At 54.6% G+C, this 26,109-nt stretch carries 12 protein-coding genes; 6 read left to right on the top strand and 6 right to left on the bottom strand.

All coding sequences use genetic code 11. The features are described 5' to 3' along the window. Positions 1-70: 70 nt before the first annotated feature. Complete coding sequence (locus F5984_RS09195; protein ID WP_152123984.1) at positions 71-3,181, top strand: fibronectin type III domain-containing protein; 3,111 nt, start codon at positions 71-73, stop codon at positions 3,179-3,181. Here F5984_RS09195 and F5984_RS09190 read toward each other — a convergent pair. The 5 genes from F5984_RS09190 to nirB all read right to left on the bottom strand — a co-directional run bounded on the left by F5984_RS09190 (position 3,178) and on the right by nirB (position 10,947). Next, entirely contained in the window at positions 3,178-5,604 is a 2,427-nt protein-coding gene (locus F5984_RS09190) for an endonuclease MutS2 (RefSeq protein ID WP_152123983.1), read from the bottom strand. The two genes, F5984_RS09195 and F5984_RS09190, sit on opposite strands and share 4 nt — an antisense overlap. 100 nt (positions 5,605-5,704) lie before the next feature. Then, the gene (locus F5984_RS09185; RefSeq protein WP_152123982.1) at positions 5,705-6,373 is read right to left on the bottom strand and encodes a response regulator transcription factor; all 669 of its coding nucleotides are present in this window, start codon (positions 6,371-6,373) and stop codon (positions 5,705-5,707) included. Between the two features lie 66 nt (positions 6,374-6,439). Beyond that, positions 6,440-7,918, bottom strand: coding sequence for an ATP-binding protein (locus F5984_RS09180; protein WP_152123981.1), 1,479 nt, complete (start codon positions 7,916-7,918; stop codon positions 6,440-6,442). 62 nt (positions 7,919-7,980) lie between these two features. Beyond that, a complete protein-coding gene (gene nirD, locus F5984_RS09175; RefSeq protein WP_152123980.1) occupies positions 7,981-8,337 on the bottom strand; it encodes a nitrite reductase small subunit NirD in 357 nt (118 codons plus the stop codon). Positions 8,338-8,403: 66 nt separating this feature from the next. Continuing rightward, entirely contained in the window at positions 8,404-10,947 is a 2,544-nt protein-coding gene (gene nirB / locus F5984_RS09170) for a nitrite reductase large subunit NirB (protein WP_152123979.1), read from the bottom strand. Positions 10,948-11,226: 279 nt separating this feature from the next. Here nirB and cobA point away from each other — a divergent pair, with 279 nt between their 5' ends. From cobA to F5984_RS09145, 5 genes are all read left to right on the top strand, one after another. Beyond that, entirely contained in the window at positions 11,227-11,985 is a 759-nt protein-coding gene (gene cobA, locus F5984_RS09165) for a uroporphyrinogen-III C-methyltransferase (RefSeq protein WP_152123978.1), read from the top strand. Between the two features lie 506 nt (positions 11,986-12,491). Beyond that, complete coding sequence (locus F5984_RS09160) at positions 12,492-14,015, top strand: alginate export family protein (protein WP_185155464.1); 1,524 nt, start codon at positions 12,492-12,494, stop codon at positions 14,013-14,015. A 168-nt stretch (positions 14,016-14,183) separates the two neighbouring features. Then, entirely contained in the window at positions 14,184-15,482 is a 1,299-nt protein-coding gene (locus F5984_RS09155) for a NarK family nitrate/nitrite MFS transporter (protein WP_152123977.1), read from the top strand. Positions 15,483-15,519: 37 nt separating this feature from the next. Continuing rightward, positions 15,520-19,149, top strand: a complete 3,630-nt coding sequence (locus tag F5984_RS09150) for a nitrate reductase (protein ID WP_152123976.1) — start codon at positions 15,520-15,522, stop codon at positions 19,147-19,149. Positions 19,150-19,164: 15 nt separating this feature from the next. Then, positions 19,165-20,619 carry a rubredoxin gene (locus F5984_RS09145; RefSeq protein ID WP_152123975.1) on the top strand — a complete coding sequence of 485 codons (1,455 nt, stop codon included), beginning with the start codon at positions 19,165-19,167 and terminating at the stop codon, positions 20,617-20,619. A 53-nt stretch (positions 20,620-20,672) separates the two neighbouring features. On the opposite strand, the gene F5984_RS09140 is transcribed toward F5984_RS09145, so the two are convergent. After that, positions 20,673-25,643 carry a T9SS type A sorting domain-containing protein gene (locus F5984_RS09140; protein WP_152123974.1) on the bottom strand — a complete coding sequence of 1,657 codons (4,971 nt, stop codon included), beginning with the start codon at positions 25,641-25,643 and terminating at the stop codon, positions 20,673-20,675. Between the last annotated feature and the right edge of the window lie 466 nt (positions 25,644-26,109).

The following is a 26,109-nucleotide window of genomic DNA, read 5'->3' as shown; positions in this document are numbered from 1 at the left end:
TAATTATTGTAGGAGAGTAAATACACAGAGGTAGGAAAAACTATATTTGTTCGTTAACGTCCACATTATTATGAAATATTGCTACCTACTACTGGTGTGGTTTTGGTATGAAAGTGTGCTCGGGGCAACACCGGCTCCTTCACAGGTAATGTCAACAACGTGTCCTTCGCGAGCTGGGTATATCAGTCAATCGTATACCCCTCGGTTATCATATAACTGGGCTGAAGTTTTATTTGCTGGGTGTTTAAATATGCCTTCTGTGGCAAGATATCGTACTGTAAATAGTAACTGGAAACAAAGTACAAAAATTGTTGCCAGTGGTGCTGTTTATGCTACTTTCGATAAACTTGAACCAGCCACTGTTTATGAGTGGCAAGTGGCTTGTGTTTGTGCGCCCGGTGATACGTCGGCATACACGACTCCAATTTCATTCACCACTTTACCTTGCCCAGCGGGTGGTAGTTATTCACTGCCAACTGTCATTACACCTACTTCTGTTACGTTAGGAGGGTTGTCGAATCCGGAACGTTATGTGTTTCAATGGCGCGAGGAGAATGAGCCAGGCTGGAATACCCTTAATTCTTTGCCTGTAGGCCCCATTTCGCTAACGGGTCTGACCGACCGAACGTCCTACGAATGGCGTGTTGGTGAGGTGTGCTCGGCAACAGCGATTGGTTATTCCAAAATCACTTCGTTCACCACTGGCTGCGTAGCCCCAACTGAACCAGTTACTTCAGATATTGGCTACACTTCGGCCCGGCTGAACTGGCAGAACCAACCCGGAGCAGTAACTGAAATTCAGCTGCAACCCCAGGGGGCTACCAGTTGGAGTGCTCTGGCGACTAATTTTACAGGCAATTCCTACGAATTAGCCATTTCCAAAGGTCACTATAACTGGCGTGTGCGGACCGTCTGCGGTTTGAACCGGCACTCCGGTTTTACAGAACCCCAGTCGTTTACCACAGGCCCTTGTCCGAATATAGATTTGTGGTTATCTGATCTTGGATCTGTTAGCGGTTATTCAGCTATAATTCAGGTATATGGAGCGGTGCAGGATCAGTATAGTATTCGATGGCGGGAACAGGGCAATAGTGAATGGCATTTCGTAGATGATAATTCGGGAGGAATATTCAGATTGACAGGTTTACGGAATAAGGTGAGGTATGAGCTACAGGGCCAAAGACAGTGTTCGGCCACAGACCGTAGTGCTTTTTCTGAGCCTATAGTGTTTACCGCTACTTGCTTAACTCCTTTTCTAACAGAGCTGGATTCGTATGGGTTATTATCGATCCGTGGCCTATTTGAGGCCAGTGGTCTGGTCGAGTGGCGCGAAAAAGGAACGGGTCTATGGCACCAGTCACCGCTATTAAACGAGTTAAATGGTTTTGCAAATACCGTTTGGTATCAGTTTGGAGGTAAGCCACAAACTGCCTACGAAATTCGGTCAAAAGCGGTTTGTGCGGATGGTTCTTCATCGGATTATTCACCTGTTAGAAGTTACACGCTCGGGTCCAAAATCAGCAGTGGATTTGAACCCCTCGCTCACTCGCTACGAGTAATGTGTATCGGATGGCGTAGTGCGCAGGTGAGCTGGCTATCGAATACGGTTTATTATGGTAATGTCACGGTACAGTGGCGACAGAAGAATACCGATTGCTGGAACACACAAATTGTAACAGATAGTATTCAAAGCCCCCATTATGGCACTTTTACAGTGCCAAATGGTAAGTGTATTCTGAACGGGTTGCAACCCAAAACCGAATATGAATTTCGGATAGGTAAGTTGTTGTCAGAAAGTAGCGAACCGGTTTTTACACAACCAGAAACCTTCACAACGACTGATGGGGCAGTTGTTATGTATAGGAATATAAACTGCCCGGTGATTGGCCCTGACCGTGTTCAAATTTACTTTGGAACGAGCGTTTGCAATAGTGAATTGGATCAGTACGAGTGCCGTTATCGCCCTGTTGGTAGTGATATCTGGCAATCAGTTCGGTTTATAACTGGGCAGGAACGTTTACTGACAAATCTGCGCCCTAACACAACCTATGAGTATCAGGTTCGGTTATCTGTACCCAATGGCTATACAGGGCCTTTCTCGAATACAGAAACAGTTACAACGGCTTATGCAGATGTGGGGGCGTTAGTCAAAATCCGGGTAAATGGTGATAATTGCCGGGATTTAACAGTTGGGTGGAATTATTGCTTTACACAAGGGGCTACTTATCAGATCTCTTATCGTCGGTTAGATGATTCGGATGATCGTACAGTTGAGGCAACAACTTCGGTGCACTACTACACCCTGAAAAATCTCCCTTCTAATACCCCCTATCTGGTTCAGGTGCGAGCTGTTTATGCCGATGGGACGTTAGCGCCCTTTGTTTCGGGAACATTTACATCCGGCTGTTCCTCCATTCCTTATATACAGCCTCGTAATCTCTGTCAGTATAACTTGACGGAGACCACAGCTCAATTGCAATGGAGTAGCTATGGAGGAATTAGCGATTTTGAACTACAGTGGCGTAAGGGCTATACAACTTCCTGGAATTCTTTGACCGTAACAGGTAATGCCAATGACTTTTATCCATTAAAATACAAATTGACTGGCCTCCAACCCGAAACAGTCTACGAATGGAAAGTCCGGGATCTCAGGGGTGAACCCAGTTATTTTACACCCGTTCAATTCTTCCGAACGGTTTGTAATGCCCCGGTCTATGCACGTATGATGACTACAGGAACGACATCGGCATCGTTGAACTGGACAATGAATGACGAAAACCAATTTGTGACTCTTCACTGGCGAATTAAGGGAGACTCTGCCTGGCAACAAATGCAGAACATAGGCCGCTCCGGCTATCAATTGACAAGTTTGAAGCGTAACACGGTTTACGAATGGCGTGTAGCTACTCAGTGTGCCGCGCCATCAACCTTGGCCCACGGACCCATACAAACGTTCAAAACCTTGCTTTACAATCAGTTGATTTACACGGTTCAGGCGGGTAATTGGACTGACCCGTCTGTATGGTTCTGTAATCGACTTCCTACCGATGAAGATGGTGTACTAATCCTACATAGGGTGAATATCCCCCACTACCAAACCGGTAAAGCGGTGTTAATCCGGTATGGTAGTGGAGGAACCCTTTCGTTTGAGGAGAAAGCACGTTTGCAGTTAAGTTTTTAACCTCTCATCTTCACAATCGTCACACCAGCTCCGCCCCGGTCGGCGTGTTCGTCTTCCATACGGGCAACTTGCTTATACCGGCGGAGGTGCGTCCTGACGAGGTTGCGCAGAATACCGTCGCCTTTACCGTGCACAATGCGGAGTTCGGGGTAGCCGAGCATGAGGGCGTTGTCGAAAAACTGATCGACTTCCACAATGGCCTCTTCGCCCCGCTTGCCGCGAATGTCGAGGTTGAAGCTGAAGTTCATCATTTTCTCGTTCAGGTCCATGCCCTGCATCCGGGGTTTTTCGGTCTCGCCCACGGCTTCTTTAAACACTCTCCGGCTCACCTTTTCGAGCCGGTTTAGTTTTACGTTCGATTTGAGGTCGCCAATGCTGATTTCGGCGTCTTTGCCCCGAATGGCCAGTACCTGACCCACGGCTGTTTGCCCCTGAATCCGGACGTAGTCGCCCGCGCCGATTGGCCCCGTTGCCGACTCATACTCCTCCTTGGGTTTAGCCGGGGCGGCCACCACCTCGGGTTTAAGGGCTTTCTGCTCAAATTGCTGAAGCTCCTGCCTGATTTCACGGGTGATTTCCTTATCAGCCTTCACCTCCCGAATCTCCCGGATCGTGTTCTCAATCCGTTGGTTAGCCTCCTGCACCAGCGCCTTCGCTTTCTGCTTGGCGTCGTTGAGTAGTTGCTTTTGCTCGTTGTCGAGCTTGGTTTTCAGGGCGGTGTATTCAGCGAGTTGCTGCGCCAGTTTGCGCTGGTTGATGCCAACTTCAATGTTTTTCTCGGCAAAGACCTTTTTCTCAATGTCGAGCTCCTTGATGAGTTTCTCGAAGTTGACCTGCTGCGTCCCCAGTTTCTCTTTCGCCCGGTTGATTACGCCTTTGGGGAGCCCGATTTTCTGGGCAATCTCAAGCGCAAACGAGGAGCCCGGCCGCCCAATTTCGAGCTGGTAAAGCGGCTCCAGATGCTCACTGTCGAACCGCATCGCGCCGTTGACGAGGCCGTCGGTTTTGTCAGCAAATACCTTCAGATTGGTGTAGTGGGTGTTGATGACCCCGTACGCCCCCGACTTGTTGAGGTCTTCCAGAATAGCCTCGGCAATAGCACCTCCCAAACCCGGCTCGGTACCGGTACCAAACTCGTCGATGAGGAAAAGGGTGCGTTTGTTGGCCCCCACCATAAACTGCTTCATGGCCGTCAGGTGCGAGCTGTACGTGCTGAGGTCGTTCTCGAGCGACTGCTCGTCGCCAATGTCGATAAACAGATTCTGGAAAACGCCCATCTCCGAAAAATCGGCCATAGGCACCAGCAGGCCGCATTGTAGCATGTATTGCACCAGCCCGAATGTTTTAAGCGCAATGGATTTACCCCCGGCATTGGGCCCCGAAATAATCAGAATCCGTCCGTTTTCGTCGAGCCGGGCCGTGAGCGGTACCACTTTTTTGCCTTCTGTTTTCTGGAGAGACAAAAAGAGTAGCGGGTGCCGAACGTCGGTCCAGTTCACAAACGGGCGGTTGTGCAACGTAGGCATTTCGGCCCCAATCTGAAGGGCCAACCGTGCCTTGGCCCGGATGAAGTCGATCTGAGCCAGAAAGTTAAGGGCCTTTTTCAGCCCCTCCAGATGCGGTCGGAGTGTGTTGGTCAGCTCCAGCAGAATCCGGAATATTTCGCGCCGTTCGGCGTATTCCAATTCCCGAATCTCGTTGTTCGCGTCGAATACCTCGGCAGGTTCGAGAAACACGGTTTGGCCCGTGTTCGATTCGTCGTGAACAATACCCTTGATTTTACGCTTGTGCTCGGCCGAAACCGGAATGACCAGCCGCCCTTCGCGCACGGTCAGGCTCATGTCGTCGGGAATCCAGCCGTTTTGGCGGGCCTGCCGCAGTATTGAGTCCAGTTGCTTGCGCAGGTGAGCCTGCTCGGCAATGATCTGTTTCCGAATGCGCGCCAGTTCGGGAGAGGCCGAATCGCGCACGCGACCCCGGTCGTCGATAATGCGGTCGAGTAAATTAACGAGGTGCGGGTCGAGGGCCACCGGACCGGCGAGTTCTTTCAAAAACGGAAACTGTCCGTCGCCGGTCCGACCCTCGTCGCGCTTGGCCAGAAACGTAAGGCAGGCCTGTACGGTTTTCAGGGTCAGTTTCAGATCGAAAAAGTCTTCTTCCGTAAGCGCCAGTCCTTCAATCCGGGCCTTGGTCAATTGCTCCCGAACGTCAATGTAGTTCGACTGCGGAAACTCGGTTTCGTACTGAACAATCTGCTTGAACTCGGCCGTTTGGCGGAGCAGTTTGTCGATAAGCGAGTAATTGTCGGTGAAGCGAATTTTGTCCACGTAGTCCTGACCGAGCGGGCTGATACACGCCTGTTTAAGGAGTTCGCGGATTTTATCAAATCCAAGTTTTTGTTCGAGGGTATTGGGGTACAGCATTCAGGGCTGATCGATAAATGGGGTTAATGGGGCAGATGACCCCTCAGGATAACACATTATCGATTCGGGTGGTTCTGATGCCGGCCACTCCGGCTCGCCCTCACCGTCGTTTATCGCTGACGGCGAGCCGAATCAGGTCGGCGGTGTTTTTGACACCTGCCTTTCGGATAATACTGGCTCGCTGATTGGCCACCGTATTCGCACTGACACCGAAATGCCGGGCTATCTCCGTACTGCTCATTCCATCCATCAGGCAGTTGAGCACCTGAGCTTCGCGCGGGGTAATCCGATTCCAAACGGTTGGGGCCTTGGGGGCTGGGGTGTCAGGCTCTACCGCACCCGGTTGCTGGCGTACCAACTGCTTGATAATGACGTTTGATGCGCTTGGCGGATAATATAACTCGCCGATGCTCACCGTTCGGATGGCTTTCAGGATTTCGGCCTGACCGGTGTCTTTGAGCAGGTAACCGGCCGCCCCGTGTTGCACAGCTTTCAGAATATAATCGGGGTTGCTGTGCATACTAAACACAAGGGTGTACACCCGGTGCGACTGCCGCGAAAGCGTTTTAAGCACCTCAAGGCCCGACATGCGGGGCATGGTCAGGTCGAGCAGCAGAATGTCGGGGTCTAATTGCCCAATCAGATCAACGGCTTCGTCGCCATCGGCGGCTTCGCCCACAACCTGCATATCGGGTTCATCTTCAAGGAGCATTCGGATGCCTTTTCGTACTACGGCGTGATCGTCGGCAATGAGAAGTCGTATAGCCATGAGGAAGGAGATTTGTGGAAGGGGCAATTTACGGCCCTGTCGCGAATTGCGGTAGTGTTCGGGTCGTTAAACTCGTTCAGTGGGTATACTTACCATAATCTCAGTTCCATTGCCGGGTGAGGTTTGGAGGCTTAGCTCACCATGCAACAGGCGAGCCCGGGTGCGCATATTTTCGAGCCCGCTGAGTACGGGTAGGGGGTCGCTGTTGGGGGGGCGCTGGTCGGGCCGAAACCCCTGCCCATTGTCCCGAACGCTCAGGACCACCCGATTGGCCTCGTGATGCAGGTGAATGGTAATCTGTAGAGCGCGGGCGTACTTGACGGCATTATGCAGGGCCTCCTGGGCAATCCGGTACAGGCCAATTTCCTGGGCGGGGCTCAGGGAGATGCTCTCGCGGGGGCCTTCGTACACCACCTCAATGCCCGACGAGCGGGTGGTTTGCTCAGCCAGCAGGTTAAGCGTAGCACCCAGCCCAAAATCACTCAGGGTAGAGGGCATGAGGTTGTACGATACCTGCCGGGTTGTCTGGATGGTTTCGTAAATAAGATCGCAGAGTTCGGCGAAGCGGGCCCGCTGCTTGTCGTCGAGCGTAGCCGTCGATTGTAGCTTTTCGGCATGGAGTTTCAGACCGGTAAGCATCTGCCCGATACCGTCGTGCAGCTCGCGGGCAAACCGTCGGCGTTCTTCTTCCTGGCCTTCGAGTAAGGCGGCTGAGCGTACGGTTGTTTCAGCAAGCTGCAACCGGTATTTCTCCTCGGTAGCGTGCAGCAGTTCGGTTTGCGTGGCCAGTAACTCGCGGTTGGTCTCGGCCAGGTTCTCGTTGGCAGCCGCCAGCGCTGTGTTGGCCCCCTCCAGTTGTCGGTTGGTTTCCTGTAACGCCTGTTCCGACTGATCCAGTTGCCGGATCACGTTGCGCGTGTGTGCCACCACCGGTCTGAACACAAAGAGTCCCTCAATCAGCAGGACCAGCAAGGTAGCCCCCGTCAGAAACCATTCAATGCGCGAGAGCGACTGTACCCGCTCAAAACTTTCCCGGTCAAACTGAAACACAAACGTGTTCATGCCCTCCACAAACGTCAGTTCATTTTGCAGAATAACTTCGAGGGCGGCCTGCCGTTCTTGGGCGGTAGCGCCGGGGGCACTGAACTGCCGGAAACTGCGGTACATAATCTGAAACGACGGTTCGATCTGCGCCATCATGCTGTCGAGGGTGGCGCTTGGCCGTACCGTGTACCGTTTCTCCATCTGTAAGACCCCTTCGCGGAGCTGTCGGTGCGTTTGGGCCCAGGTATTCAGCAACGAATCGAACGCAACACGGTCGGCCGAGCGCTGATCGAGTGTGCGCAACAGGGCGAGTTTGGTGAGCCGTTGGCTAAGCATCCGTTGCCGACCGGCAATGTTGACCACCCGACTATCGTCGTTATGCGCCCGGATGGTACAATGAATAAACAGGAGCCCGGCTACCGACAGTAAGGCAATAACGGTCAGAGCCAGACTATAAAACCGCGTCAGTCGGCGGGCTACCTGTTGATGGAGTTGAGTCATACGCAAAACGCAGTGGGCGGTGGCTTAGTCCTGCCAAACCGTATGCAAAGTAACCTTATTTGCTAAACTCCTACGTACACGATACCCGCACTGACCCGCACGGGGTAGGTTTGAATAGGCGAACAGCCCTCATCGTTAAGGCATTGGCCGGTTTTGAGCGAAAACGTCCGTTTATGAAACGGGCAGGCCACTTTGGGCTCCTCGGCATGGCTACCAATCATCCCACGACCAAGGGCCATTTGCCGTCGGTGGGGGCACTCGTTATCGGTAGCAAACCATTGCCCCCGGCGGGTAAAGTTGAAAATGGCGATCTGCCGACCGTCGATCAGGGCGCAGGCTCCGCCGTTTTGGGGAATATCATCGACCCGGCAGGCCACGTGCCAGGTAAGAGGTTGGTTATCAATGGCAATTGATTCCATAGTCGGTTGGTTTTGAGGGATCTTCAGAGGTTGCACAGGTCTCGCGGAGTGGGTAGTCCCACGCCTTTAGGCCCATTCGCGGGCCCGGATCTGATCGCGCATGGGCGCAAACTGCACCGTAGGGTCTTTCACGGCCGGTGCATTCACGAAGTGCGTAAATCGTTGCCGTAACTCGGGTGTCTCGACAACCTCTTTCCATTCGCAGGCGTACGTATCAACCAGAAGCTGCATCTCGTTTTCGAGCTGATTGGCTATGCCCAGCACGTCGTCGACCACAACGGCTTTGAGGTAATTCAGGCCGCCTTCCAGTTTATTGAGCCAGGTAGCGGTACGGGTGAGCGGGTCGGCTGTTTTGATGTAGAACATCAGAAACCGGTCGAGAAGCCGGATACAGGTCGTTTTGTCGACATCGGAAGCCAGCAGTTGGGCGTGCTGGGGCTTAATTCCCCCGTTGCCGCATACGTACACGTTCCAACCTTTTTCGGTAGCGATAATACCGAAGTCCTTGCTCTGGGCTTCGGCGCACTCGCGGGTACACCCCGACACGGCCGATTTTAGCTTGTGCGGAGCGCGTATGCCTTTATACCGGTTTTCGAGTTCGATGGCAAACGAGACAGAGTCCTGCACACCGAACCGGCACCAGGTAGTACCCACGCAACTTTTGACCGTCCGCAGCGATTTGCCGTAAGCGTGGCCACTCTCAAAACCGGCTCTGATCAACTCCTCCCATATGCTGGGCAGGTCGCCGACGTGCGCGCCAAACAGATCGATGCGCTGCCCGCCGGTAATTTTGGTGTAGAGGCCGTATTTCTGCGCCACCTGCCCAATCACGATTAGTTTTTCGGGCGTGATTTCACCTCCTGGTATGCGCGGCACAACCGAGTAGGTGCCTCCCCGCTGAATGTTGGCCAGAAACCGATCGTTGGAATCCTGAATGGTGGCCCGGTCTTGCCGGAGAATATTTTCGTTCCAGAGGCTGGCCAAAATCGACGCGACGGCCGGTTTACACACCTCGCAGCCATCGCCCCGCCCAAAGGCATCGAGCACAGCCGCGTATGTTTTCTGATGGTTCATCTTCACCAGATCGAGCAACTCCTGCCGGGTGTACTCGAAATGCTCGCAGAGGGTGTTGCGCACGTAAACGCCCTGCTGGTTCAAAACGGCTCCAACCAGGTCTTTTACCATGGCCGTGCAGCCCCCGCAGCCCGTACAGGCTTTGGTCGCTTTTTTGAGCGCGTCGACGGACGTATGGCCGTTGTTGGCGATCTCGTGACAGAGCTGCCCTTTTGTGATGGCTTCGCACGAACAGATCAGGGCCTCGTCGGGAAGGCTCAGCACCCCGCCAAGTCCGGTTTCTTCACCCCCGCGTGATCCCAGGATAATGTCTTCGGGGTCGGGGGGGAGCACCGTCTGATTCTTGCAGGTTTGCAGGAGCATATTGTATTGGCTCGCATCGCCGACCAGAATCCCGCCGAGCAACTGTTTGCCATCGGCCGAAATGTTGATGCGCTTGTAAATACCCTTGGCTTTGTTTTCGTAGACGATGGTGCGGCATTCGGGTTCGCTCGCAAACGGGTCGCCGAAGCTACCCACGTCGGTGCCAATCAGCTTTAACTTGGTCGACATATCGAATGGTTTGAACTGGCTGGTTGCGCCCAGTAGTTGGGTAGCTACCACCTCGGCCATTTCGTACCCCGGTGCCACCAGCCCATACACCATCTGATGCACCACGGCACATTCGCCAACCGCGAAAATGGCCGGGTCGGAGGTCTGTAGCTGCTCATTGACCAGGATGCCCCCGCGCGGGTGGGTGTCGAGCCCGGCCGCACGGGCCAGTTCGTCGCGGGGCCGGATACCCGCCGAAATCACGAGCAGATTCACGTTCAGGTGGGACCCATCCGCAAATTGAAGGCCCGTAATCACCGCGTCGCCTGTGATACTCTGCGTGTTTTTGTTCAGATGGACCGAGAGCCCCAGCGATTCGAGTTGCCGCTGAAGCACCTGCGAACCGGCATCGTCGATTTGCCGGGGCATCAGCCGGGGGGCAAACTCAACAACGTGGGCTTCGTCGACGCCCAGATCGAGGAGGGCTTTGGCCGCTTCGAGGCCCAGCAGACCACCTCCCAGCACAGCTCCCCGAAAGGTACCCGACCCCTCCTGACGTACGGTGTGCGCGTACGACTGAATCAGGTCGAGGTCTTCGAGTGTGCGGTACACAAATACCCCATCTTTCTCCACACCCGCTACGGGTGGGACAAATGCGCCCGACCCGGTAGCCAGAACCAGATAGTCATAAGCCACTATGCGGCCCTGGTGCGACCGTACCTCTCGGCTGGTGCGGTCAATCTCAACCACCGGGTCGCCGAGGTAGAGCTGAATACCCTGCTGTGCGTACCAGTCGGCGGGGGCAAGGGTCAGATCGTCAGCCGTTTTGCAGGACAGATACGAACTTAAATGAACCCGGTCGTAAGCCGCCCGTGCTTCTTCACCGAAAACCGTCAGTGAGAAGGATTGCCCTTTTTTTTCTTTGGCCACAAATTTTTCGCAGAATTTGTAGCCAACCATGCCGTTGCCAATAACGACAATGCGCGTGTTTGTGTGAACGCTCATAGTTGATAGTAACTACGTTGTTATAAAAACCCTGTTTAATTATTGAACTAATTCAAGAATGCAGTTGGATTTCTCCAAATTCAACTGTGTCAAATTTATAAGGTGTTTTTGCTAAATCCTAATCTTAAATTCGGTAAAGAGCTTTTTATAAAACATATTTTTTTGAAAAACACTTGTTTTTACGAATTGTCTATCTACTTTTGAACCATGTTTTGTAGATATTTGCAAATCTAATTAATAGTACATTTTTACTATAGATGCTCTTTCGGGAGTATGCGTATGCAGCCAAAGCTTACACTCGTGGGGGCGGGTCCCGGCAACGGCGAATTGATCACACTAAAAGGGATCAGAGCGCTCAGAAAGGCTGACGTTGTTTTGTACGACGATCTGGCCAACGCTTCCTTACTCGATTTTGCGCCGGGGGGCATTTTGACACTGTACGTCGGCAAGCGAGCCGGCAAACCATCGTTCCGGCAGGAGGAAATCAACACACTCGTGGTGCGGCTGGCGCAGGAACACGGGCACGTGGTTCGGCTCAAAGGGGGTGACCCGTACGTATTTGGGCGTGGTTACGAAGAGTACGAGTACGCGCTACAGCACGGGATCGACTGCGAGGTGGTGCCGGGTGTATCGAGTTGTATTGCCGTACCGGCCTCGCAGGGGATACCCGTTACGAGCCGGGGGGTGAGTCAGAGTTTCTGGGTCATCACGGGCACCACGCAGACCGGTGATCTCTCCGACGATCTACGGCTGGCGGTTCAATCCAAGGCTACGGTCGTGGTGCTGATGGGCCTACGAAAAATCGACCAGATCTGTGCGCTGTACGTGGAGGCCGGGCGCGGGCATTTGCCCATGGCGGTAATTCAGAACGGCACCCGCCCCGACGAGCAGCAGGTTATTGGTCAGGTCTGGAATATGCCCCAACGAGTTGCAGAACAGGGTGTGGGGGCACCCGCTGTGCTGGTCATTGGGGAGGTGGTAGCCTTGCACCCGTCGTATCTGGCCGAGTGCCTGCGAGGGGTAGGGGCTGCTGTTTAGGGGGTTAGGCAGGGGTTGGAGCGGAGCGTACGTCATGCACCAGCCGGGAGCCGTACATCCTTAGAAGCTATTTGAGTTAATCCCTTTGGCCCGTAAGGGCATCTTTTGGTCGCTGTCTGTGCCACTTTTTTGGGCCGTAGCAACCGCTACGACCGGCAAAAATTGGCTTGTCAGCAACCAAAATCTGCTCCCTACGGTCTCAAATCGCTAACTCAAACAGCTTCTAGAGCAAAAAAAAGCCGATCCGGTGTGGGGGCACCTTGTGGATCGGCTTAACAGGGTTTGTCTATGCGAAAAACACAAACGCTTCAAAGAAAATGAAAAAGTACAAGTAACGCAAGTTCGCTCACCCGACCGGGGCGCCCGCATATCTGTTGCCGGGCCTCTTCTGCCCCGTGTGCTTTGTCTCTGCTTCTGGCCGATTGATGCTGTGTACCAACTCTGGGTACACCCGGCTACCGCATGGCGTTTCCGCCCACATTGTCCATCACACTTACTGTACATTCATGAATTGGTCATTACATAAACTGGCCCTGACCCTTGTGGTGGTTGGAGGGGCTCAAACGGGCCTTTGGGCACAGCTGTCGCTTGTGGGGCAGGTACGCACCCGCACCGAATACCGCGATGGGCTGGGTAATCTGGCTCCTCTGAATAGCCGACCGGCTCTGTTTACATCGCAGCGCACCCGCCTGACATTCAACTATAAAGGAGATCGGGTAGCGGTTCAAGCAGCCGTGCAGGATGTGCGCGTTTGGGGGCAGGACGCGTCGACCATCAGCCTGGCCGATGGCAACCGGCTCATGGTCCATGAAGCCTGGGCCGAGCTGACGCTGGCCAATCGGGCCGATTCATCCATCCGGTTCCGCGCTGTGGAGAATATGTCGCTTAGGGTAGGGCGGCAGGAACTGGTGTACGATGACGTTCGGTTGCTGGGAAACCTCGACTGGTTGCAGCAGGGCCGTCGGTTCGATGCTGCCCTGCTGAAAACGCAACACCAGGGCTGGACCCTCGACCTCGGAGCGGGTTTCAACCAGAATACCGATGCCTTCGGTGTGACAGGTACGTACTACACACCGGGCAATGCCCCATCGTCGGCCTTGTCGACCCGAAACGTTACCCTCCCGATACCCGCCGGTTTTCTGCCTACAAGCGGTCGGGGAGGGGCGCCTTTGTCCACTGGTCCCGTGAGTACCAACGGGCAGAATCAGCAGTTCAAAGCGTTTCAGATGGCGTATCTGGCCCGGCAGTTCCGGCGGGCCCGGCTGTCGGCGCTGGTGTTCAAAGACGACTTCCAGAAGTACCGGCTCGATTCACTCGGCACCCCGGCACAGGGTTACGTATATGGCCGACGGTACGACGTATCAGGCACCCGTGCGCGCATCACCTACGGGGTTATGCTCACGGGAAACAGGGCGGGCCGAATTGCCACGGTGCAGGGACAGGTCTTTGCTTACGGGCAACGCGGGCACGACCGCGACGGTCTGCGCCTGCGGCAGGCCTACCACTACGGCGCAAACTTCACCCTGCAGAAAGGGCCGCTGAGCGTTGGCTCGGGTTACGAGGTTCTGTCGGGCAACGATGCCACAAAAATGAGCGAGGGCGAAACGGGCCGGTTTGATCCGTTGTATGGCACCCCGCACCGGCACTGGGGGTATATGGATTATTTCTACGTCGGAACGGGGTCGCCTGCTGCTGGCTTAAAAGATGCCTTTCTGAAATTTAAATACACGGGCACACGGCTCGGGGCGGGTCTCGATCTGCACTATTTCGCGCTGGCGGCCCCTGCCTACAATCGGATGCCCGATGCGCCCACGGGTGCCCGTCTGGATGCCAAACTGGGGGTGGAGTATGATCTCATAGCCACCTACGCCTTCAACAAGTTCACGACGCTCGAGCTGGGCTACTGCCTCATGCAGGGAACCAACACGCTCGAATACACCAAGCAGGGTACTATGAATCAGAAAGACAAGCTGGGTACATGGGCGTACCTGATGCTCAACATCCGGCCCACGTTTCTGGCCGCCCGCTGACGTACGTAGTCAGACTGAATTAAATGAATAATGAACAAGGTAGAATGTGTAATGAAAGGGCTGATTATCAGACAATAATGCAATTGTTCAGTACGCATTTTACATGGTTCATTCACTTACTGCCTGATTAAATCAAACGGATTGACAACGCTTAAAACGCATACAACCATGAGTCTGATCTCGAATAAACCACTCGAATCATTACCGATTTTTAGTATCAAAGGCGTTCAGATGCGCACGTTCCATATCACGTGGTTATCCTTTTTTGTCTGCTTTTTTGGCTGGTTCGGGCTGGCCCCGCTCATGAAGGTGGTGAAAGATGACCTCGGCCTGACCAAAAGCCAAATTGGCAACATCATTATTGCCTCGGTGGCTGTAACGGTGGTGGCCCGCATTATCATCGGGAAACTCTGCGACACCTGGGGGCCGCGCAAAACCTACACAGCACTGCTGGTGCTTTGCTCGGTACCAGTCATGACGGTGGGCCTGGCGCACAGCTACGAATCGTTTTTGCTGTTTCGGCTGGCCATCGGCGTCATTGGGGCTTCGTTTGTCATTACGCAGTACCACACCTCGGTCATGTTCGACAAGCGCATTGTGGGAACGGCCAATGCGGTGGCAGGCGGTTGGGGAAACCTCGGCGGTGGTATCACCAATATGGTAATGCCCCTGATTTTTGCCGGGTTTGTGGGGCTGGGCTACCTGCCAACGTCGGCCTGGCGGCTGGCCATGATTGTGCCGGGCGTTGGGTTGTTGCTGATGGCGGTGCTGTACTGGACGTATACGAAGGATACCCCCGCCGGTAATTTCGACGAGCTGCCCGGTCGGCAGAAAGTTGCCAAAGAGGGCAGCCTGGCCGATGCCGCCAAAGATTACCGCACCTGGATTCTGTTTCTGGCCTACGGGGCCTGCTTTGGCATTGAGGTCACGTTTGACAATGTGGCTGCCTTGTTTTTTGCCGAGAAGTTTGGCGCCAGCTTAACCACGGCGGGGTTGCTGGCGGGTTCGTTCGGGTTTATGAACCTCTTTGCCCGGGCGCTGGGTGGCATTGTGGCCGACCGGGTAGGCCGTCAGTTTGGGATGCGGGGTAAGGGGTTGTTACTGGCTGTACTCCTGTTGCTGGAGGGGGCCGGTATCGTGTATTTCGGCCTGACCGGCAACCTGACAGGGGCCATTGTGGCGATGGTTGTGTTTGCCTTATTTCTCAAAATGGCCAACGGGACTACCTACGCTATGGTACCTTTTATCAACCGTAAAGCGCTTGGGTCGGTGAGCGGAATTGTCGGGGCTGGGGGCAATGTAGGGGCTGTACTGGCGGGTTTTCTGTTCAAATCGTCGGCCATCAGCTATTCAGAAGCCTTCGTATATATCGGCCTTGCCGTGGCTGTAGTTGGGGGTGTTGTGGCCCTCACGCGTTTCGCTAAAGTGGAGGTAACAGCGCCCGAGCCGGGTCTTGCCGTTGCCTGATTCTGGGCCTTTCTGCTACCTGTAAATCAACTGAGCCATGAATACTCAGCCCTCTCAACACCGAACCACCTGCTGCTACTGTGGCGTAGGTTGTGGCATTGTCGTCAACCAGGATGCTACCGGTCGCCTGACGGTGACTGGCGACAAACAGCACCCGGTCAATCGGGGGATGCTCTGCTCGAAAGGCATGAACCTGCATTACACCGTCATGGATCAGTCGGATCGGCTGCTGTACCCACAGATGCGGCTCAACCGGTCGATGCCATTACAACGGGTAAGCTGGGATGCCGCCCTCGAACGCACGGCGGCTGTGTTTCGGACGCTCATTCAGAAATACGGCCCGGATTCGGTTGCCTTTTACGTGTCGGGGCAGTGCCTGACGGAGGAGTACTATCTGGTCAATAAGCTGATTAAGGGGTTTATTGGGTCAAACAACATCGACACCAACTCGCGGTTGTGTATGAGTTCGGCCGTGGTGGGCTACAAACTGTCTCTGGGCGAAGACTCGGTGCCGGTTTGTTACGACGACATCGAAGAGGCCGACCTGTTTCTGGTCGCAGGGGCCAACCCGGCCTGGTGCCACCCGATTTTGTGGCGTCGGCTCGAAGCGCACAAACTGGCTAACCCGGAAGTCCGAATCATTTGCGTTGATCCCCGGCGCACCGATACGGCACGTTCGGCTGATTTACATCTGCCGCTTCGGCCCGGCACCGACATTGTCCTTAACCATGCAATAGGCCGGTTGCTGATCGAATCCGGGCAGATCGCCCCTGATTTTATCCGGGCGCATACCGATGGCTTCGAGGCTTACCGGGCGTTGTTGATGCAGCGCACCCTTGCCGAATCGGCCGAGCTGTGCGGGGTGGAGGCCGATGATATTCGAAAAGCCGCCGACTGGATTGGGCGTTCAAAAGGGTTTCTGTCGCTCTGGACTATGGGGCTCAATCAGTCGGTGGTGGGGGTCAACAAAAACCTGTCGCTCATTAACCTGCACCTGATTACAGGCCGTATTGGCAAGCCCGGAAACGGGCCGTTCTCGCTCACGGGCCAACCCAATGCTATGGGAGGCCGCGAGGTAGGGGGGCTGGCCAATCTGTTGCCCGGTCACCGCGAGGTGGTCAATGCCGCGCACCGGGCCGAGATGGAAGCATTTTGGAACAGTCCCGTTCGGATTGCCGATACCCCCGGCCTGACGGCTACTGAAATGTTTGATGCCCTAGCCGATAGTGATTCACTCAAGGCTATCTGGATTATCAATACCAATCCGCTGGTCAGTATGCCCGACCTGAACCGGGCCGAAAAAGCCCTTAAAAATGCCCGCTTTGTGGTGGTGCAGGACGTGTCGGATCGGGCAGATACGGTGGCATTTGCCGATGTGGTGCTGCCGGCTGCGGCCTGGCTTGAAAAAGAGGGCACCATGACCAATGCCGAACGTCGGATCAGTTACCTGCCCAGGGTAATCGACGCCCCCGGCGAAGCCCTGCCCGATGCCGAAATCATCTGGCGATTTGCGCAAAAAATGGGCTTCGGCGAAGCATTCGCGTACCAAAACGCGCAAGAAGTGTATGCCGAGTACGCACAAAGTACGGCGCGCACCCGCATTGATGTCACGGGCGTTGATTACCCATTACTCCAAACCTACCGGAGTGTACAGTGGCCGGTTGCAAAGGAGGAAGGGAAGAAAGGAGGAACGCAGGCAGGGAAGAATGGAGGTGCGCGTGTAGAGTCTTTGGGGACGAAGCGGTTATTTACCGACCACATTTTCTATACATCGAACGGCCGGGCGCAGATTCACGCCGTACCCGATGGTAATAATTCAGAACCCACAGATGCCCACTTTCCGCTGGTACTCACCACCGGCCGCATCCGTGATCAGTGGCATACCATGACCAAAACGGGGCGGGTGGCCAAGCTGAACCAGCACAGCCCACAACCTCTGTTGGAAATTCATCCCGATGATGCGCGGGTACGGGGTATTCGGGAGGGTCAGTTGGTGGAGGTGCGTGGCCGCCGGGGCGAAGTCCGCGTAAAGGCTCGCCTGACGGATGCCGTGCGGCCGGGGCTTTGTTTTTTGCCGATGCACTGGGGCAAACAGCCGGGGAATCTGAACCATAACCGAGCCAATAACCTGACCCATGCGCTCATTGATCCCCGGTCTAAAGAGCCTGATTTTAAGTTTACGGCCGTAGAGGTACAGCCTTACCGAAAGCCATCCGAAAAAATTGTCATTATCGGGGCTGGGTCGGCGGGGCTGGGCTTTATCAACGCGTACCGAGCGTTACAAACGGGGCCGATCCGTGACGAAATTCATGTTTTCTCCAAAGAGATTTACCCGTTTTATAACCGCGTGTTGCTGCCCGACTATATCAGTGGAGCGCAATCGTGGGAGCAGTTGGTAAAACTGCGCGAAGATCAGTTTGCTGAAGCCGGTATTGTGGTGCATAAAGGCGTTGGTATTGCGCATATCGACCGTACCGCCAAAGTACTTACCGATACCAACGGCCACGAACATAGCTACGACAAGCTCCTGTTGGGTACCGGGAGCCGGGCATTTATGCCACGTGGGGTACCTCGGCTGCCGGGTATTTTTAACATGCGCTCGCGGCTCGATGCCGACGCATTGCTCCCCTTTTTGAAGCCTTCGCCCGCCGGGGCCGAACCCCACGCGGTCATTGTAGGCGGGGGACTGCTGGGCCTCGAACTGGCCGCGTCGCTCCGGCAACTGGACGTACGGGTAACGGTTGTGCAGCGGGGTGGCCGTTTCATGGAGCGCCAACTCGATTCGCTGGCGGGTGAACTGCTGTATCTGGAATTGCTCGACCGGGGTATAGAGGTGTATTTCAACGAGGAGGTCCTCACTTTTGCCGGTATCGACCGGCTGGAGGGTATTCAGCTCAAATCGGGGGTGAAGCTCCCTTGTCAGGTTGTGGTGATGGCCATTGGTACAGAGCCCAACATTGAGCTGGCCCGCGAAGCGGGTCTGCACTGCAATCGGGGCGTGGTGGTAAACGACTACCTGCAAACCTCGGACCCCGACATTTTTGCGGCTGGCGAGGTGGCCCAGTGGAATGGGCAGATGTGGGGCGTCACACTGGCTGCTGAGCAACAGGCCGAAACGGCAGCCCGGTTCATAGCGGGCGATGTATCGCAGCCGTACCGGGGCAGTTTGTCGATGAATATTCTCAAAATGGAAGGTCTGCACCTGTGCAGTATGGGGCTGGCAGAGGTTCCGGTAGGGGCTCCTACGGGCGAATACGAGGAAATTATTTTTATGGACAAGGCCCGGCGTTATTACAAGAAGTGCATTGTGCATAACGACAAACTAGTGGGAGCTATTCTGGTGGGCGACAAAAACGAGTTTGCCGAGTTCCGGGACCTGATTGCTAACGGCGTCGAACTGTCGGAAAAACGGCTGCAACTGCTGCGGGCCAGCAAAAAAGTAGACCCCGTACAGGGTAAGCTGGTGTGCTCGTGTAATACGGTGGGGCAGGGCAATTTGGAACAGGCCATACGGGCGGGATGCACCGATTTCGGGCAGCTCTGTCAGCAAACCGGCGCTGGTACAGGTTGCGGGTCTTGCCGCCCCGAAATTCGGAGTATTCTGGAGGCTGCGCGCGAACGTGAGGCCGTGCGCGAGTCGGCAACCCGTTACGATGGGGTCATTTAAACGGTATCAGACACCATGCGCGATTATTATACCCTGAAAGTCAATTTGCCCGCCGGCATTGTGTCGCCGGGCACGTTGCAGACTATCCTTCGTCTGGCCTACGCGGCCAACGTGCGGAAGGTGCAGTTTGGTGCCCGGCAGCAGTTGCTCATGACTGTGCATTATGAGGAGATGCGGTTTCTGGAAAAAGACCTGCAGCGGCACGGCATCGTGTACGAAACCAATCCCGAAGAATACCCCAATATCATCAGTTCCTACTGTGGAGAAGATGTGTTTCATACGGGAGCCTGGCTGCGTGAGAGCGAGTATCATACCATTCTGGATCAGTTTGAGTACCGCCCGAGGCTCAAAATAAACCTCTCCGATTCCCGGCAGAGTTTCACCCCTTTTTTTACGGGCAATCTGAATTTTATAGCCTCGCCGGAGCCTCATTTCTGGTACCTGTACGTTCGGCCGAAGCGGAGCAATTCGCTGTTCTGCTGGCCTCAGCTGGTTTACACGAATGACATTGGTCGGATGGCCCGCGCCGTTGAAATAGCTATGCTCGACGGTAAGTATCACGACGGGCAGGAGCTGGCTCGGGCGGTAACAGACGCGCAGTCGTTTATAACGCAACCGGTGGGGCAAGAGGTCGATTTGCCCCAGTTTTCGTTACCGTATTACGAAGGGTTCAACCGGTACGGCCAACGGTCGTGGTTGGGTTTGTACCGGCCCGACGAGCAGTTTTCGGTGGCGTTTTTGCTGGATATCTGTACGCTTTGCCTTCAGACCCGCATTGGTGAGTTATGTGCAACGCCCTGGAAGTCGCTTATCATCAAAAGCATCGAAGAGAAAGACCGGGCAGCCTGGTCGTTTGTGTTGGGCAAACATAACATCAACGTGCGGCATGCGGCTAATGGATTGGCGTGGCAGACGGAGGATCATTCCGACGAAGGGAGTCGCCTGAAAAACCATATTCTACGCTACTTCGAACGCGACGATACCCGCACGTTTGGCCTGTGTTTTGGTATTCAAACCCGCCCCAAAACGGAAGTGTTTGGTTCTGTGCTGATTCGCAAACGGCCGATCTTGCGGATTGGGCAACTGGCCCTGTTCAGCGTGTACGACCTGTTTTATACGGAAAACTTCAACCCAAATAGTCGTGTGTATCATCTCTTTGAGAAGGGCTTACTGCGGCTGCATCTCCCTAATCAGCTGAACCGACTTTGCCGGACGTTCAATGCGCGTTGGCTGGCGCAAACGCCCGATACCATCCGCCCCGAACCCGATAAGACTGATACAACGCTGGTAGCTGTGGTGCCCCTGTACGAGTGTCCGCACTGCCTGACGGTGTACGACCAACAGTACGGCGACTGTCTCAACGGAATTGCCCCCGGTGTTTCGTTTGCGAGTCTGCCGGCCGAGTATGCCTGCCCTACCTGCGATGCGCCCCGGTCCGAATTTCGGCCCCTTACGCACGAGATGGCATAAAAAAGCGGCCACCCTATTGGAGTGGCCGCTTCTGTTTAGAAACTGCAAACGTGTTATTGCTTCACAATTTTCACGGTTTTGCTCTGCGTGGGTGTGCTCAGCTGGAGCAGGTAGATACCCGGAGTTGAGCCAAGTTCAACTCGCTGCCGGATTACAGGCTGGCTCGACTGGGCACTTACCTGGTGTACCAGGCGACCTCCGATGCTGAGTACGGCAAACTGAACGGGCTGGTTACCGGCCCCGCGAACCTCAATCTCTACAAAATCCTGCGCGGTGGGGTTACCCAGAACGGTTACGTTCAGGTCGGCGGCACCTTCGTTAGCGATACGAGCCGTACCCGTACAGAACCCTTTGAAATTAAAGGTAAATGTGTTGCTGGTGGTCGCTCCCTGAGTCACGCGCAACTGGAACGGGGAAATGTCTGAGGTAGCGGTGTTAATAGCCCGTAACTGCTCGGGGTTATCAACCATCCGCACGCAGTTGTTGGGGTCGGTGTTGCTCAGACCAATAATATTCTGGTAGTTAATAGCTGAGCCGTCGCCACCGCTGGTCAGGATTCGGAAGGTCCCCGTCTGACAGTTGACATCCGTTACCCCGGTTATCTGCAACGTTTGGCCGATGGTACTGGCTGAACTACCACACGTAGCGGTGCCTGGTGTGGTGGTACCTGAGCCTGGTGTTGTGGTGCCCGAACCGGGTGGAGTAGTACCTGAGCCTGGGTTTGCGCAGAATGCCCCGAAATCAAAGGTAATACTAACCGTCACACCGCTTTGCGTAGCCGTGATGTTCAGCGGCTTTGGGTCTGCTCGTAACCCAGCTTCAACAACACCGGTATTGTTGGTAGCCGACGACCGTTGTACGCCCACTGCCGAGTAGGTGATGGTGGTGCCGTCTCCGCCCGCTGTGTTGAAGGTAATTGCACCGGTAGCGCAGTCGTAAGTTGGGGTCAGCAACGTGAGGGCACTGCCCGATGGTGGGGTAGTGGTGGTACCGCTCGTTGCCGCGCTAACCGTAATCTGGAAGCTGGTACTGGTTGCGAGGTTACCCGGGTCAGTGGCGATCAGTGTCACAGTGCTCACTCCCGATGCAGACGGGGTACCACTGATGGTGGTTCCTGCAAGGCTAAGGCCAGCTGGTAAGTTGCCCGCCGAGAGTACCAGTTGCGTTGGTGTCTGGGCATCGGAGAACACGCTGCCCACGTTCAGGCTAAAGGCAGAACCGACTACAGCAGTTTGAGGGGTTACTGGGTTCACAACAAACGGAGCGGTGTTTCCGGTTGATCCGCCCGCACACGCTGCGAGTGCATTCCAGGTGTAGCTTACAGTTACGCCGTTTTGCGTCGCGAAAATGGTAAACGGCTGTACGTTGGGTCGCCCATTGCGGATGTCTTCGGCTACTTGCGTGTCGACCAGATCGGTACAGCTACTGGTTGGACTCGTAATACCAATGGCTGCGTACGTAATGGGTGAGCCATCACCACCAACCGTGTTGAACTGAATCAGGCCGGTTTGGCAATTGTACGTCGGAGCTACCAGGGCAAACGGCTGCCCAATCGTGTTAGCTGGGCTTCCGCAGGTGCTCGATACTGGCGGAGCTACGGGGCTGGTTACGGTGATTGTGACCGTAGCCGAAGCGGAGCATCCATTGGCCGAAACCCCCGTAACTGAGTAGGTGGTGCTTCCGGTAGCGCTTGTGGGCGGGTTAATGCTCGCCGTAGTAGCGCCTGTGCTCCAGGTGTAGTTGGCCGCACCGCTGGCTGTTAGCGTAACGCTTTGTCCAACCGTAACGCTTGTACCGGGCTGTGCGTTGATTGATGCCGTGGGAACAGAGTTGTCGCTGCTAACGGTAGCCGAAGCGGTAGCGGTACAGCCGTTTGCGTTCGAAACCGTCACGGAATAAGGACCAGCTGCATTAACGGTGAAGATACCGGTCGTATTGGTTTGTCCATTGCTCAGCGTATAGTTGGTACCGCCAGTAGCCGTCAGCGTGACGGTTGTTTGTGAACAGGTCAGCGTACCCCCAACAGCTAATGTAGCCGTTGGTGTTGAATTGTCACTGCTGACGTTTGTGGAGGCAACAGCCTTACACCCGTTTGCACTTAATACGGTAACTGAACATGGACCTACAGTGCTAACAACAAAAGTTCCCGTTGTATTCGTCTGTCCATCACTAAGAATGAATCGAGTACCGCCAGTAGCCGTGAGCGTAACGGTAGGTTGAGCACAGGTGATTATACCGTTAGCGGTCAGCGTAGCCGTAGGGGTACTGTTGTCACTGCTTACATTGGTCGATGCCGAAGCTGTACAACCATTGGCGGCTGTCACGGTCACAGAGAAGGCGCCCCCTGTTCCCACCGTGAAGATGCCAGTGGTGTTAGTTTGCCCGTCGCTCAGTTTGTAGCTTGTACCACCGGTCGCCGTAAGGGTGGCTGTTGGTTGGTCGCAGGTAATGGTACCACTGGCGGCCAAGGTGGCCGTTGGTGGTGTATTGTCCACACTCATATTGGTAGACGCTGTAGCGGTACAACCGTTGGCGGCCGTTACCGTCACCGAGTAGGCTCCACCGGTGGCTACAGTGAAGATACCGGTGGTGTTGGTTTGCCCATCGCTCAGCTTGTAGCCTATGCCGCCGGTTGCGGTGAGGGTTGCGGTGGGTTGCGCGCAGGTGATAGTACCACTGGCAGCCAAGGTAGCCGTTGGTGGCGTGTTATCGCTGCTTACAGTTACCGAACTGGTAGCTTTACAACCATTTGTATTTGAAACCGTGACAGAATAGGCTCCAGCAACATTCACCGTAAAAATACCGTTGGTATTGATCTGGCCATCGCTCAAGGTGTAGCTTGTACCACCCGTTGCCGTCAGGGTAATGCTTGGCTGGGTGCAGGTGATGATTCCGCTGGCGGCCAGTGTGGCCGTTGGCGTTGTATTATCACTCTCTAGGTTGGCAGACGCGGTTGCTGTACAACCGTTCGCAGCTGTTACGGTCACACTAAATGCTCCGGCGGTCCCTACGGTGAAAATACCGGTAGTGTTAGTTTGTCCATCGCTTAGTTTGTAGCCTGTGCCGCCAGTCGCGGTCAGGGTTGCTGTCGGTTGGGCGCAGGTGATGGTACCGCTGGCAGCGAGTGTCGCTGTTGGGGCCGTGTTGTCTACATTGATAGTAGCCGAAGCCGTAGCGGTACAACCATTGGCCGCTGTCACCGTCACGCTAAATGCTCCGCCTGTTCCCACCGTGAAGATGCCGGTGGTGTTAGTTTGCCCATCGCTCAGTTTGTAGTTTGCACCACCGGTCGCCGTTAGGGTCGCCGTAGTCTGTGCACAAGTGATGGGCCCGCTGGCGGCCAGCGTCGCTATGGGTGCAGTATTGTCTACACTCACATTGGTAGACGCTGTAGCGGTACAACCGTTGGCGGCCGTTACCGTCACCGAATAGGCTCCACCGGTGGCTACAGTGAAAATACCCGTCGTGTTGGTTTGTCCGTCGCTCAGTTTGTAGCTGGTACCGCCCGTTGCCGTTAGGGTCGCGGTGGGTTGGGCGCAGGTGATAGTACCACTGGCAGCCAACGTGGCTGTAGGGACGGTACTGTCACTGCTGACATTCGTAGATGCTGTAGCGGTACAACCGTTAGCGGCCGTCACCGTCACGCTAAACGCTCCGCCAGCGTTAACGGTGAAGATACCGGTGGTGTTGGTTTGCCCATCGCTCAGCTTGTAGCTCGTGCCGCCGGTTGCTGTTAGGGTAGCTGAAGGCTGCGCACACGTGATGGTTCCACTGGCAGCGAGTGTCGCTGTTGGGGCCGTGTTGTCTACGCTTACGTTGGTAGACGCTGTAGCGGTACAACCGTTGGCGGCTGTTACAGTTACCGAGAAAGCTCCGCCGGTGGCTACTGTGAAGATACCGGTGGTGTTGGTCTGTCCGTCGCTCAGTTTGTAGCTTGCTCCACCAGTGGCTGTCAAGGTTGCTGTAGGTTGGGCACAAGTGATGGGCCCGCTGGCAGCCAAGGTAGCCGTTGGAGGTGTGTTGTCTACAGTTACATTGGTCGATGCTGTAGCGGTACAACCGGTAGCATTTGCAACAGTTACTGTATATGAGCCACCCGTATTTACACTAAAGATGCCCGTTGTATTCGTCTGTCCATTGCTGAGCGTGTAGCTGGTGCCACCCGTTGCCGTCAAGGTTGCGGTAGGCTGCGTACAGGTGATGGGTCCGCTGGCTGCAAGTGTCGCTGTTGGGGTACTCACCCCCGTCACATTCACCGTACTGGTTCCCCGCCGGCCAAAGTTGTCGGCCACTGTAACAGTAAACGTTTGCGTACCAGCTGCTGTAATGGTGGCTAAAACAGCAGCGCTCGAGGTCGAACTCAGTGACCCTCCGGCAGGTGCGCTCCAGGTGTAGCTATAGGGCGCTGTACCGCCCGCAGGTGAGACCGACAGGTTCGAGGTACCGCCTACGCAGACACTCGGGTTTGAATTGCCAACCGATAACGTCAGGGATGGAAGTGCTATATACCCGGTATTGGTAAACATTATCGGGCCGCTAACGGGCGTATTGTTGAACGCGTTATAGGTCCAGACCGTTGGACTACTTCCAATGGTGATTGATGAGTTGGCGCTGCCTCCCCCCACCACATTGCCTGTACCAAACAGGTTGATAATCGACGAATTGTTCGATAGGGTGAGCGTGCGGTTTGGGTCAATCTGGAGTGTGCCACTGTTGCCGATGTTAATCGATGTTGATCCAGAAATGCTTACGTTGATATCCAGTGTCAACGTACCGAGTACGTTGATGCTTCCGGTGAATGTACCTGAGGGAGGGGCGGTTGCTCCGGTACATGTCCAGGAGGTTGCACTAGACCAGTTGCCGCCGTTGGTAGTGCATTGCTGGGCATTTGCCTGTTGAGTAGTTGAGATAAGCAGGGCAACCAAAAAAGCAAGCAGAAATTTGCAGAGCTGGATGGGAATCGGGCTTTTTAGGTGTGGGCCAAAACGAACCTGAATTGGCTCAGAGAGTAATAGTTTGGACATAGTCTGTAAAATGAATTGGATTTGGTGTCGAGTCTGAAATTTCAGCCTGAGCCTAAGACGGAAGGCTCAATACTTTGTAACACATCGGGTGAACTTAAAGTAGCTCACGGATGCGGCCTTCGGGAAGGAGCGAAGCATGAATGGGAGTTTTGTGCTCTGGCAGAAAACAGAAAGAATAAGCTTCAGCCTAACGAGGGAAGAAGGGTGGCTGAGGGACGAAAGGCTTTGTTCTGATCATGTGTGGCAAGACGTTAAATTAGGGTGTGCAAACTTATTTTGTTACGAATAGGTGTGTACTACCCAATTAAGTAGTTTTAGGCGGCTGGTTCCAAACTACCCATTAGGGTAGTACCTACTAAATGATAAGTTTGAATGAAAAGGGCCTTTTTTGCTAAAAATATGATCATAACGATTTTAAAGTGAAAATTTGGATACATACAGCAAATGTGTAGTTATTTCTTGTAGT

Origin of the sequence: Rudanella paleaurantiibacter (assembly GCF_009184635.1) — a bacterium.
Classification (GTDB): domain Bacteria; phylum Bacteroidota; class Bacteroidia; order Cytophagales; family Spirosomataceae; genus Rudanella; species Rudanella paleaurantiibacter.
Note: the sequence above shows the minus strand (reverse complement) of the source record. Positions and strands in the feature narration are given on the sequence as shown.